We start from the raw sequence: 12,265 nt of genomic DNA on the forward strand, positions 1-12,265 counted from the left end.
ACGGGCTGAATCTGGGTTATCGCAGAGTAGACACTTCATACTGCTCAAGACCTTTACCTTTTATGGAATCTATGTCAAAAGAAAATAGACGGAGGTGTCACATGGCTAAAGTTCTAATGTACAAAAAAAATCCGTGTCCTTACTGCGATCGTGCAATCACTTTCATGAATAACAAGGGAATGGAATACGAAGTCATCGATTTGACTGACAAGCCCGAGGAAATTGACCGTATCAAGAATGAAACAGGGTGGAGGACAGTTCCTATCATTCTGATCAATGGAAAGCTTGTTGGTGGCTACACTGACTTGAAAGCTTTGGACGAAGAAGGAAAACTGGATCAGATGTTGAAAGAGTAGTTCCCGTTAGTTCAGGAACAGCTTGATCGACATGATCAGTGAAATGGCAATAAGCAGGGGCTTGATCAATCGAGTCCCTTTTTTTATGACTAGATGGGAACCAATATGGCCTCCGATAAATTGTCCGGCACCCATCAGCAGTCCCACGCTCCAGATGATTTTTCCGCCGGCAAGAAAGACAGCCAGCGACGTGATGTTTGAAACAAAATTCAAAGCCTTGCTGTGGGCCGTGGCTTTGGAAAGATTAAATCCCATCAGGCCGACGAATGCCAAGGCCCAAAAAGATCCTGTGCCCGGGCCAAAGAAACCATCATAAAAACCGATCACACTTCCGAGTGAAATGGCGAAAGCCATATAAGGCATGCGTTGATGTTGATCAACGTCCCCTAAGCGCGGTGACAAACTGAAATACACTGCAAAACCAATCAACATAAACGGAATCACTCTGTTTAAAAAAGAGCTGTCGATGTTTTGAACAAGGAATGTTCCCAGCGCACTTCCCAGGAAGGTAAAAAGAATCAAAGCTTTGATTTTGCGGGGATCAAAAGTTTTTCGACGAAAATGATAATAGCTGGCGGAAAAGCTTCCAAAAGTACTTTGCAGTTTATTGGTTCCCAGCGCCAGGGCTGGAGGAAGGCCAGCACTTAAGAGTGCTGGCACCGTCAAAAGTCCACCGCCGCCTGCGATGGAATCAATGACACCGGCGATAAGGCCGACGGCAAAAAGAATGATATAAGAATGAACTGCCAAATCCATGTCGTCGAAGTTATCCGAATTCGCCGGGCATAGATAGATTTAAATTTTCTAGAGCTCGGATTCCCGTTCTAAAATATAAAGATAAGTGCCTGTGCCAAAATCATCACCGCCACCTCGGCAGATGCGCAGGTCTTCATCAACATAGGTATTTGCCAGAAAGCCTTTTTTGCCGATAGGGCCGGGTGTTGGCATCGAATCAAAAGCTCCGGTTTCGGCTTGCATCGCCAGTAAGTAAGACTCGGTGTCGTCGGGGGCACAACCAGGGCTGCCAACGGATTTGGTAAACTCGATGTCGAGTTTATTCACGTCGATCGTAAATTTGCCTCGCAAGTAACCCATAGATTTGGTTTCGCCGACTTGGTTTTTGCCGATATTCCAGTAATAGCCATCCGGGAATACCACTTGGAAAACAGAATCAGCCAAAGTACCGCCACTTCCTGGGGGACCACCACCGGGACCGTCAGACCAAACTTGTTTCCACGAGCCAACGACTAGAGGAAGTTTTTTCGTTTCAGTTTTTTGCGGCACCAGTGAAACCAATTCATCCACTAGCGGATCTAAAGCTGCGCGAGCTTCCGCACTGTTGTCCTCGTTATCAAATTCACCGCGGGCGTTGTTTGCGATTTCCAAAATTAATTCTTTTAACTCGGAAACCCGATCCCGGGAGCCACCGGCATAGCCGTTTACGGATATGAGTAAAACGCCAAGAAAGGTGAAAACCGTGCTGACAATATGTCTCATTTTCATACAGGACCTCCGAAGCCTGAGTATGAACGGCGCGGCTTTTTCGGAAAAGCATTGTTAAAATGCTTTTACGCAGATCGGAGTAGTCGGAAATGTTTCATAGAACAAAGTAAGGGTGTTTTTTTCTGTAGTGCCGTTATTTTTCATTTGGGAATTACCGATGTTATTGGAGGTGCGCTGATTATTAAGGGAATTTGATTGCAAATCATTCGAGCCATTTTCACAATCATACTATTGTTTAGTTCTGTTGCCTGGTCAGAAGGTGGAGCTGGTTTATCTTCTATTTGCAATAATCTGGGCTGCACTCCGCAACAGAAAACAAACATTCTGGCGCAACTTTCAAATCAATGTGACATCGAATTCAAAATTTTAAAATGCGATGAGCTGGTTAAAGAAGATAAGAATGCTTCAAAGCTTATGCGCAGATGTGATTCTCAAGGTCTTTGTTCTCAAATCCCTATCGGTGCCGATCAAACAGTGGCGTGCTTGCGTGGCTACGCCAACTCCCTTATTGACATGGGTAAGGATTTAAAAGACATGGCTGTTGGCATGGGTAATGCCATTGATCAGTCTTGGGAGCAGCTAAAAGAAAACAAGCAGCAGCGTTTAGAGTTTATCGCTCAATGTGAAAAGTCACTGGAGTGTAAAAGAGATTTAAGTAAAGGAGTGCCTGCGTACTCGGCCGTTAAGGACGAGGAGCTTGCCAAAATTTCCGCGGCAGCGTTGTTTGTCGAGTACGAATCCAAGAAAGCTTACCTGCAAAGTATTCGTCGAAGTGTGCCGAACACCCGGCCACCAGAAGCTCATCCTCAGGATTCAGAAATAACGACAGAACAAAAAGCCAAGCTTTTGAATCTGGCTGCAGTCATTAAAGAAAAACTAAAAAAAGAGTATCAGAAATTCAACTGCTATAAACCCGAGGCACAGACAGAGATGGCCTGTTATGCTGTCGGTCAGGTTTTGGATCCGACCTTGCTTGCTGGGGCCGCCTTTAAGGGCGCACGTGCAGCCGCTGTATTGGGGAAAGAAGTTACTGAAGGTTCCAAGCTGATGCTTGGTGTGGAGCAGGCGCAAAAGGCCAAAGCTCTGACCCGGAATGCCTTTATTCAGAAGTACGTGGATTACAATCCAACGACCGTCGCACAGAATGAAAAGTTCATTGCGTTGGCCGAAAAAGGTAAATCTGCGAATGCGTATTTCGTGAATATCGAAAATAGCCAGATGAAGTACTTAAATGACAATTTAAAAAATAAAAATCTGGTTACCAGTATTACTAACTACCATAAAGAGCTGGTTTTGGAGCGTTTCAAGGCTTTGCAGAAGGAATTTCCAGATCTTAAAATTACCGAGTATTCAGATTTTAAATCCCTGCGCTTTGCCTTTGAGGGAAAAGTAACTCCAGAAATTGAACAAAGAATTCAGGCGATATTTAAAGAATCCAACGATGAATTTGTGAAGTTCATGCGCGACAATAGTCTTTTGCGCTCAAGCGACAAGCCTCAGGACTATTTCCGGGCGGGTGTGGGAAATACTGCCGATGAAGCCGGGATTGCGGCTCGTTATGCGCGTAAGACCGGGCCGGGTGAAGTGGTTGCATTTAGTAACTCCGGTCTTAAATCAGAACTTGGTGCTAAAATTAAGTCTGTCGAGCAGGATCGGGTGATGCTGCGGGAAAAACTTGCCAACACCAAGATGCTGGACGGTCAGACTTTCCAGCCGGAAGTTTTTGATATTGTCCGTAAAAATCAGGGCGATTCAAAAGCTATCAATCTGGCATTAATGAAGCGCTATAGCACTCCAAATATCAGTAATGAAGCTTTAGAAGGTCTGCAACGCTATGTAAAAAACAGCGACGAATTTTCACCTGGCTTGATCGTTGCCAAGCGCGAGCTTGCGAATTTGAATGATGCAAGTCAGGGCGGCTTCACTATGGACTTTGTGGGGTTGGGCTCCTCAAATATGAAAGGCACAGCGGAAGCTCTGGCAAAATCCAAAGATCTGGATACTGCCTTGGTAGAGGCACGTCTCGCTGAAAAGCAGGTGACTGAGGCTGTAAACAAGCAAAAAAGCTTCTTTGAAAAGGTCGTCAAAGAATCGGTGGAACCCGGGAAACTTAAATCCATTTGCTCTGGTGATGATTGCGTTGCGGTCGCTACCAAGCCACTGACCGAGCAGGAAAAACTAAAGGTGCTGAATCGCGTGGCTGACAGCAAGTATGCCGCGAAAATGCGTTTTGCTTTTGTTAACGATGGCGTGCAGTCTGCTGAAGTTAGAAACACCCTCAGCACTCACGGTGAATCAATTGAAAAGTTGCTACGCAAAAATCTGGGGACCCAGTTTAAAGGCTTTAAGCTGGATGGATTGACGTTCGGTGTGGATATGCGCACGGACACTTTGAATCAGGGAACAGTGAAGCTTCTTATGGGGCAAAGTCAGGATATTTATCTGACCAAATCAGAACGGGCCCGAATTAAAGAAGTCTTCAAAAAAACGGTTCAGGAATTCAATGATTCGGTCTATAAAAAGACCTCATCGGCTCGATACGAGGCGTCTCCTTAATCCTTACACAATTGTTTTATACACTTAACATGTGGCTGCAATCAGGGGCAGAAGTTTGACTTCTCCTATGATTCCAGACCTAATTGTAATCTGCGGAAAGGACGCGAGATGCCCCTTTACAGACGGTGTATATTTCTTATTTCAATGATGGTGTGGTCCACACCTGTCAGTGCTCAGCAATCGCTGACTTTTCAAAATGCACTGGAGCTGGTTAAGAAAAATAATACGGACCTCCAATATTCTGAAGAAACTTACAAAGCCAGCCAGTTTAACATTCGCAGCAATCAAAGCGGGTATTATCCTCAGCTTTCTGCGGGCCTTGGTTATACTCAGTCAGAAGCTTCGGACAACATAGCAGCGATAAATTCTGGCGGAGCCTACTCTGCAACTCTTAGTGCCTCGCAAAACCTGTTTCGCGGATTTGCGGATTCAGCGAAAGTGGATCAAGCACGCGGGCAATCACGTGTGGCCGAAGCTTCGTTGCGCACGACTCGGTCCGTGGTAAGTTATGATTTAAAAGCGGCGTATGCTTCAGCAATCTATGCGCGGGATTCTATCAAAATCTCCGAAGACATCGTGAAGCGCCGTAACGACAACTTGCGCATTGTTCAATTACGCTATGAAAGTGGTCGTGAGAATAAAGGCTCTTTGCTTTTGTCCCAGGCGAATTTCAAACAAGCGCAATTAGACAGTCAAAAAGCCCAAAATGCTCACGAAACCAGTCAGGCGGATTTGAAGAAAGTCATCGGACTGGACAGTGACGAAGTCATCACGATTAATGATGATCTTCCTTTGCATGAACCGCCGGTTAAAGAGCCTGACTTTAAATCTATCGCGACGTCCACGCCGGATCGTCAAACTTATGAAGCGCAAGTGGATGTCAGTGAAGCGACTTTAAAGAATACTCGTTCCGGTTTTTTCCCAAGTCTGGATTTATCTGCGACAGTGGGGGATTACGGACAAAGCTTTTATCCGAACACTCAGGATCGTTGGACCTTGGGGGCGACCTTCACTTTGCCTCTGTTTAACGGGGGACGCGATTACTATGCGACGAAAAGTGTGGCGTCACAGCTATACGCCGCAAAAAGCAATCTGGCGGGTATAGATCGTTCGTTGTTATCTACGCTTAAGAAAGCCTACACCAGTTATGTCGAGGCTGTTTCACAGCTTGCAGTGAATGATGCTTTCGTTCAGGCAGCACGCACTCGCGCTGATATTGCTCGCGCCAAGTACAACAACGGTCTGATGTCATTCGAGGATTGGGATAATATCGAAAATGATCTGATTGCGAAAACCAAACAGTATTTAAGCTCTAAAAGAGACCGCATCGTTGCAGAAGCCGCCTGGGAAAGAGCCCAAGGCGTGGGAGCATTGCTATGAAGAACTTGTTTAAGAAAAAACTCACGTGGATTATTGTGACGGTGCTGGTGATCGGTGGCGGCAGTTATTATATGTGGGATCAAAACCGCAAGAACGAAGTCGTTTATAATAAATGGCCAGTCGCTAAGGGCAGCATCGAAGTCACTATCCTGGCCACAGGAACTGTACAACCTGAAAATCGTCTGGAAATCAAAGCTCCGGTCGCGGGCCGCATGGACCGGGTCCTGGTGAAGGAAGGTCAAAAAGTATCGCGCGGGCAAGTGATTGCGATGATGAGTTCGACGGAGCGTGCGGCGATGCTGGATGCGGCCCGTGCAAAAGGGGCTGAAGAAGTAAAGCGCTGGGAAGAGTTGTATTTAGCGACTCCTATTATGGCGCCGATTTCTGGAACCATTATTCTTCGTAACGTCGAACAGGGGCAGACCTTTACCACCACTGATGCGATTTTCACTATGTCAGATCGCCTGACCGTAAAAGCCCAGGTGGATGAAACGGATATCTCCCAGATCCGACTTAAAGAAAAAGCCGAGATCGTACTGGATGCGTATCCGAATGAAAAAATCCAGGCCACTGCTGATCAAATCGCTTTTGACTCTAAGACCGTCAATAGCGTGACGACTTACATCGTGGATGTTTTGCCAGACGGGAAACCGCCAGAGTTCATGCGAAGCGGGATGACCGCTAACGTGACTTTTTATGTGAAGAACAAAAAAGACATTCTGGTTGTGGCAAGTGAAGCTTTGAAAGTGCAAAACGGACTTACTTATTTAAATTTGCAGGGACCGGATGGGAAGCCAGTAAATCAGGAAGTTAAAGTCGGTATCTCTGATGGACGCCAAACAGAAATTCTTGAAGGTGCTAAAGAGGGCGACGTGGCATTGGTGCAGGAAGCAAAGCTTTCTTCTGATGGTAAGCAGGGCTCAAATCCATTTTCACCGTTTGGCAATCGTGGACAAAGCAAAAAACGTTCGGGGCCACCGCCTAGATAGTTGATTGAGAGAGTAAGATGATTGAAATCAGCGGCATTAAAAAATCCTACAAAATGGGCGACAACGTTGTTGAGGCCCTGCGCGATGTTACACTGACCATCGAGGACGGTGATTTTGTGGCGATCATGGGACCATCAGGTTCCGGTAAATCCACCTTAATGCACATACTGGGTCTTTTGGATGTTCCGACAGCGGGCTCTTATAAACTTCATGGCCGCGAAGTTTCAAAACTTTCCGAAGATGAGCTGGCGATTTTACGCCGCGACGAAATCGGATTTATTTTTCAACAGTTCAATCTTTTGCCGCGCATGCCAGCCTGGCAGAATGTTTCTTTGCCGCTTTTATACTCCGAGAAAAAATTTGATCAGGAAAAAGCTCAAATCTTGCTGGAAAAAGTAGGTTTGGGGACTCGCGGGGATCATAAGTCCAATGAGCTTTCCGGCGGTCAACAGCAGCGCGTGGCGATTGCGCGCTCCCTGATTAATTCGCCGAAAATTATTTTTGCCGACGAGCCCACTGGAAATCTGGATTCTAAAAGCGAAAAAGAAATCATGGGGATCTTAAAATCCTTAAATGCTCAAGGGATCACAATCGTCATCGTGACTCACGAGGAGGAAATTGGTGAGCAAGCCAATCGCCTTATTCGCATGCGCGACGGAGTCGTGCAAAGTGACGAGCGTAAAGTTCCTCTAAATTCAGACGCCGGTGCCAATCAATCCAATCAACCGCTGGATTCCAAGTTTCATTTTGGTGAAATGCTGGAGCATTTTCATCAGGGCTGGAAGACTCTGGCTGCTAACAAAGTTCGGTCAGGACTTTCGATGCTGGGGATTTTGATCGGTGTTGCCGCGGTGGTTACAATGCTGGCCCTGGGAAAAGGGGCGCAGCAGTCTATTGAAAAGCAGCTCTCCTCGATGGGTTCAAATTTATTGATTCTGCGAGCGGGGAATGTGCGCGTGGCCGGCGTTGCGCAGGAATCCGGTGTCAGGATTCGCATTACCACCGATGATGTGGCTGCCTTAAAAGCGCAAATTCCCGCAATCAGAAACGTGGTGCCTAATGTTTCGGGCCGGGGACAGGTGACTTATTTAAATAAGAACTGGAATACTAGCGTCTCTGGAGTTTCTTCAGCATTCGTGGAAGTCAGAAACTCGGAACCCGTGATGGGCCGGTTTTTTTCTGATGCAGAAAATCAGCGTCGCGCCACGGTCGCGGTTATTGGGCGCACGGTTTCTCGGGAGCTTTTTGGTGATAAGTCACCCATAGGTGAAACGATTAAAATTAACAGGATCAATTTTACGGTGATCGGAATGTTGCCGGAAAAAGGCGGGCAGGGTCCCAGTGATCAGGACGACCGCATCGTGGTACCGGTCATGACAGCGATGTACCGCATGTTCGGCCGAAACTACGTCGATTCCGTCGATGTGGAAGTTTCACAAAAAGAACTGATCGATGAAACCCAGGATTCGGTGAAGGAAGTCTTAAACTCCCGTCACCGCATTCCGCTCTCCCAGCAAGATGATGCCTTCCAGATTTTTAATATGGCGGATTTACAGCAGGCGATCGAGCAAAGCAGTAAAACCATGTCGATGCTTCTAAGCTCGATTGCGGCTATTTCACTGTTAGTCGGCGGTATCGGAATCATGAACATTATGCTGGTATCGGTCACAGAAAGAACCCGCGAAATCGGTCTACGTAAAGCCATCGGCGGCCGCAAAATCGACATCCTAATGCAGTTCCTGGCAGAATCCGTAGTGGTATCGGTCATCGGAGGATTACTAGGAATCGCCCTCGCCTGGGGAGTAACAACAGCACTAGCCTCAGTCATGGGTTGGCCAATGACCATTTCGCTGGACGCCGTGGGCTTATCCTTCTTTTTCTCCGCCTTCATCGGAATCGTCTTCGGACTCTACCCCGCAAAAAAAGCATCAGAACTGCACCCCATCGATGCCCTTCGCTACGAATAAAAAAGGTGCCAGGTCCTATTCCTTACCGCACGTGGCTAAGGAATAGGACCTGGCACCTGCTTTCGCTCAAGAACTGTCAAAAAATTCAACAAACAGGTAGCTTTTTCTTTCCTCTCTGTTTGGCTCAGGATTTTTTGTGAGGATTAGTTATCATGCACCCATGAAACTGATTCTTTTGCTTTCACTTTTATTTTCCGGATTGAACTCCTTTGCTCAGCCCTTTGTTTCCGGGTCAGAGCTTCGATCAAAATATCAAAGCATAATTTCCCAGGAAAATGGCTTTTTAGTCGACGTCCCTGTGGATTATCGGGATTCGTCAAAGGGTACGTTTAAGATTTATGGATCTTTCTATAAGGGCTACGATTCTAATCTTCCGACACTGGTTTATGTTCAAGGCGGTCCAGGGTTTGGAAGCCACTATCCCCTTGGAAGTGCATATGTCGAGCACATGAAGCTCGACGGGTTTAATCTTCTTTTATTTGATACCAGAGGTACAGGCCTGTCAGTACCGGAGAAGGAAGAGCAGTATCGCTCTCCTAGCTTTTATGGATCCGAAACTATAGCCCGCGATATTCAGAAAATAATAAAACATTTTTCAATTTCCAAAGTGTCGGTTTATGCCGTTTCATATGGGACTGTTCCAGCAACTATTTTTGCCAGCCTTTTTCCAGAATATACGACGGCACTGGTTTTAGAAGGCGTTGTTTATGGCCCCACAACCGAATTTGAGTACAAGAACGATCACCTGATTAGACTGTATCAACGGTGCTATGACTTGCTATCTCCGGGCGCAAAAGATCTGGTGAATAAGATTTCGACTGGGGAGCCTTCGTGGTTTACATCGACGCTTAATTCAGCAATGAGCGGTTCCGGTAAGCAGGGCTGTGCAATTACTTCTAGTGTGTTGGATAAACTTTCTTCTGCTGGCGTCTCCAAAGAAAATGCGCTGAGATCCTTTCAAGAAGAGCTGGGGCGCCGTTACTCAGGAATAAAAATTGAATACAATGAGCTGACTTACCAATTTAATTCAGAAATCAATGATATTACCTATGCCAAAGAGTTTGGTAACGGTTCCGACAAGGACTATTCCAAAATAGTATTGGTTGATGGCCTAGTTCAAAGGGTTGCAGCAAAGAACAGCAGCTACGCAGCTTCAGCGAAAGAGTATGGAATTTCGTACGATAAGAGTGCGTATTATTGGGCCCATAAGTATCCAGTTAAAGTCCCCGTGAGTTATTTGATTGGTTATTACGATACTTTTACAATGATGCCCGGAGCTCTAGAGCACTTTAGGAAAGTCCCAAAAGGTTTTGCTCAGGCAGTAATTGCAATGGAGTTCGGCCATACATTCGATAACAACTTTAAACTGATGGGATTGCAAAATCCTGAATTCGGCAATCTGGCAGAGCTATTTAAGAAACAAATTTTTCTTAATATGGTTAAAGGCCAACCATTAGTTAAAGTTCCATTGAAGTTTAAGTATCTTCAAAAATAGATTTCTTTAGCTCCTGAATACGGAACACCGTTAACAGCATTCTGTATTCGGAACGCCGATTACGTCGTGATTTTTAGAAGTTCGGAGTGGAACTCAGTGGGTTTCTTTAGGATTTTGATTTGGTCGAAGACTTGTTTGGCTTCGCCGTTTTTTAGGGATAGGGCCTTTAGCCACTGCTTGGTGCGGGAAACTGCGAAGTAGTCGTTGATATACTCAGTACTTGCGGCAAAGAACTGTGGCAACAGCGGTTTTGCGCGCTCCCAGTTCATTTCTTCGACGGGTTCTTGTTTTAAGCTTTGCTTAATTTGTTTAAAGATAAACGGATTGCTCATCACTCCGCGGCCGATCATGTAGTCGTCGCACTGAGTGACTTCCACACAGCGGTGGAAATCATGAACGTTCCAGATTTCGCCGTTCGCGATAATCTTGATTTTGGTTTTTTCTTTGATACGTGGGATCCACTCCCAGTATGCCGGTGGTTTGTAACCATCGGTCTTGGTGCGGCAGTGGATAGTTAACCAAGTCGCATTGGCAGCTTCCACGGCTTGCGCGATATCGATACATTTCGTGGGATCATCAAATCCCAGACGAATTTTCGCTGTCACCGGAATGTGGGCGGGGACAGCCTTACGAACTGTATCTACAATCGTGTGCACTCGGTCGCAGGATTTTAAAAGTGAGGCGCCGCCATCGTGGCGGTTCACGGTCTTTGCTGGGCAGCCGAAATTCAAATCAATTCCTAAAGCCCCTAATTTTGCTGCACGTTCAGCATTCATCGCCAACGGCTCCGCATGTCCGCCTAAAAGCTGCACGAACACAGGTGTGCCTGCGCGAGTGCGGGAGCCTGTTCGAAGTTCAGGACAGTTTTTTAGGAACACGCTCTCGGGATGCAAGCGATCAGTGACGCGCAGGAATTCCGTCACGCACTGATCCACGCCACCGATCTGGGTTAAGGTATCCCTCATCACCCAGTCGACAACACCTTCCATCGGAGCCAGGAACAATTTCATAGACTACAGTCCGCCCATTTTCTTAACGATATCAAAATGCTTTTTATCCACGGGCTGAACTGACAGACGCGAGCCCTTAGCTAGCACCAGCATGTCAGATAGTTTCGCGTTGTCGCGAAGCTCCTGCAGACTTACCAATTCAGTAAACTTTTGCACGTACTCTACCTGAGTACAGAACCAGATCGGTTTTTCTTTGGTGGCTTTCGGGTCAAAGTATTCAGATTTTTTATCGAACTGTGCTTTATCCGGTTCTGCCGCGTGAGAAATGCGGGCAAGACCGGCCACTCCAGGTGGTTCCGCATTAGAGTGATAGAACAAAACCAGATCGCCGACCTGCATGTCTTTTTGCATGAAGTTGCGGGCCTGGTAGTTACGCACACCTTCCCACCAAGTGGTGGAATCTTTTTTCAGCTGATCGATGGAGTAAACATCGGGCTCAGATTTCATCAGCCAGTATTTCATTTTTTCTTCTCTTCTTTTACTTTGCCGGATTTAAAGAACCACTCGCCCGCTTGTTTGCGGAACGTGGAAACTTCGTGATGAACATAGTCTTCATCATCAACGGAATAGAAAGCTTTGAATTCGACGATGCCCTTGTTGGCTTTTTCCTCAGCATTCACGATCTCTAATTTTAGAAACTTCGCGCGCTCGGCCCATTCTTGATTGGCTTCATCATCGATATCGCCCAAAGACTGAGGATCCGTTGTATCGCGCAGGTATTGCATTTGATTTTTCGCAAACGCCGCATAACGAGAACGCATCAAGGCCTCAGCCGTCGGTGCCGTCTCTTTGCCAGAGTGATAAATTCCACAACATTCAGAGTAATTTTTTTCGCTTCCACAAGGACATTTCATAGGCGGCCAACCTAACACACCGCACCCCCAAAAGCTAATTATTGGCCCATCTTTGCTGGGACATGCAGCCTTTTAGAAACGCGCCGCATCCCCAAAAGGTACGGCGTACCTTTTGGGGATGCGGCGGGATAGAATTATTACATTGCGAATGAGGT

11 protein-coding genes are annotated in these 12,265 nt (G+C 46.4%); 6 read left to right on the forward strand and 5 right to left on the reverse strand.

What is annotated here, in order from left to right; genetic code table 11:
• Positions 1–101: 101 nt before the first annotated feature.
• Positions 102–356 carry a glutaredoxin domain-containing protein gene (locus tag ACLWNV_RS05645; protein ID WP_413586943.1) on the forward strand — a complete coding sequence of 85 codons (255 nt, stop codon included), beginning with the start codon at positions 102–104 and terminating at the stop codon, positions 354–356.
• 6 nt (positions 357–362) lie between these two features.
• Here ACLWNV_RS05645 and ACLWNV_RS05650 read toward each other — a convergent pair whose 3' ends face one another.
• Together ACLWNV_RS05650 and ACLWNV_RS05655 are read right to left on the reverse strand one after the other, a co-directional pair.
• On the reverse strand, positions 363–1,112 hold the full coding sequence (locus tag ACLWNV_RS05650) for a TSUP family transporter (protein ID WP_413586944.1): 750 nt from the start codon (positions 1,110–1,112) through the stop codon (positions 363–365).
• 48 nt (positions 1,113–1,160) lie between these two features.
• Positions 1,161–1,859 (reverse strand): PAP/fibrillin family protein, encoded by a 699-nt coding sequence (locus ACLWNV_RS05655; protein ID WP_413586945.1) that lies wholly within the window; start codon positions 1,857–1,859, stop codon positions 1,161–1,163.
• A gap of 231 nt (positions 1,860–2,090) precedes the next feature.
• Between ACLWNV_RS05655 and ACLWNV_RS05660 the strand changes: the two genes are divergently transcribed.
• The 5 genes from ACLWNV_RS05660 (at position 2,091) to ACLWNV_RS05680 (ending at position 10,246) form a co-directional block, all read left to right on the forward strand.
• Complete coding sequence (locus ACLWNV_RS05660; protein WP_413586946.1) at positions 2,091–4,415, forward strand: hypothetical protein; 2,325 nt, start codon at positions 2,091–2,093, stop codon at positions 4,413–4,415.
• A gap of 144 nt (positions 4,416–4,559) precedes the next feature.
• Entirely contained in the window at positions 4,560–5,795 is a 1,236-nt protein-coding gene (locus tag ACLWNV_RS05665) for a TolC family protein (protein ID WP_413586948.1), read from the forward strand.
• Entirely contained in the window at positions 5,792–6,784 is a 993-nt protein-coding gene (locus ACLWNV_RS05670) for an efflux RND transporter periplasmic adaptor subunit (protein WP_413586949.1), read from the forward strand. Before ACLWNV_RS05665 ends, ACLWNV_RS05670 begins: the two co-directional genes overlap by 4 nt.
• A 17-nt stretch (positions 6,785–6,801) precedes the next feature.
• A complete protein-coding gene (locus tag ACLWNV_RS05675) occupies positions 6,802–8,751 on the forward strand; it encodes an ABC transporter permease (protein WP_413586950.1) in 1,950 nt (649 codons plus the stop codon).
• Between the two features lie 160 nt (positions 8,752–8,911).
• Positions 8,912–10,246 carry an alpha/beta fold hydrolase gene (locus ACLWNV_RS05680; RefSeq protein ID WP_413586952.1) on the forward strand — a complete coding sequence of 445 codons (1,335 nt, stop codon included), beginning with the start codon at positions 8,912–8,914 and terminating at the stop codon, positions 10,244–10,246.
• Between the two features lie 59 nt (positions 10,247–10,305).
• On the opposite strand, the gene ACLWNV_RS05685 is transcribed toward ACLWNV_RS05680, so the two are convergent.
• Genes ACLWNV_RS05685 through ACLWNV_RS05695 form a run of 3 tightly spaced genes read right to left on the reverse strand, consistent with a single transcriptional unit; the run spans position 10,306 to position 12,128 of the window.
• On the reverse strand, positions 10,306–11,256 hold the full coding sequence (locus tag ACLWNV_RS05685) for a tRNA dihydrouridine synthase (protein WP_413586953.1): 951 nt from the start codon (positions 11,254–11,256) through the stop codon (positions 10,306–10,308).
• Positions 11,257–11,259: 3 nt separating this feature from the next.
• Positions 11,260–11,718 (reverse strand): EVE domain-containing protein, encoded by a 459-nt coding sequence (locus ACLWNV_RS05690; protein WP_413586954.1) that lies wholly within the window; start codon positions 11,716–11,718, stop codon positions 11,260–11,262.
• On the reverse strand, positions 11,715–12,128 hold the full coding sequence (locus tag ACLWNV_RS05695; protein ID WP_413586955.1) for a YchJ family protein: 414 nt from the start codon (positions 12,126–12,128) through the stop codon (positions 11,715–11,717). Before ACLWNV_RS05695 ends, ACLWNV_RS05690 begins: the two co-directional genes overlap by 4 nt.
• Between the last annotated feature and the right edge of the window lie 137 nt (positions 12,129–12,265).

This window comes from Bdellovibrio sp. HCB274 (assembly GCF_047306075.1).
Taxonomy (GTDB): Bacteria; Bdellovibrionota; Bdellovibrionia; order Bdellovibrionales; family Bdellovibrionaceae; genus Bdellovibrio.

Coding starts and splice junctions, on each gene's coding strand:
- ACLWNV_RS05670 (WP_413586949.1), top strand. CDS start 5,792: ATGAAGAACTTGTTTAAGAAAAAACTCACGTGGATTATTGTGACGGTG.
- ACLWNV_RS05685 (WP_413586953.1), bottom strand. CDS start 11,256: ATGAAATTGTTCCTGGCTCCGATGGAAGGTGTTGTCGACTGGGTGATG.
- ACLWNV_RS05650 (WP_413586944.1), bottom strand. CDS start 1,112: ATGGATTTGGCAGTTCATTCTTATATCATTCTTTTTGCCGTCGGCCTT.
- ACLWNV_RS05645 (WP_413586943.1), top strand. CDS start 102: ATGGCTAAAGTTCTAATGTACAAAAAAAATCCGTGTCCTTACTGCGAT.
- ACLWNV_RS05655 (WP_413586945.1), bottom strand. CDS start 1,859: ATGAAAATGAGACATATTGTCAGCACGGTTTTCACCTTTCTTGGCGTT.
- ACLWNV_RS05675 (WP_413586950.1), top strand. CDS start 6,802: ATGATTGAAATCAGCGGCATTAAAAAATCCTACAAAATGGGCGACAAC.
- ACLWNV_RS05690 (WP_413586954.1), bottom strand. CDS start 11,718: ATGAAATACTGGCTGATGAAATCTGAGCCCGATGTTTACTCCATCGAT.
- ACLWNV_RS05665 (WP_413586948.1), top strand. CDS start 4,560: ATGATGGTGTGGTCCACACCTGTCAGTGCTCAGCAATCGCTGACTTTT.
- ACLWNV_RS05680 (WP_413586952.1), top strand. CDS start 8,912: ATGAAACTGATTCTTTTGCTTTCACTTTTATTTTCCGGATTGAACTCC.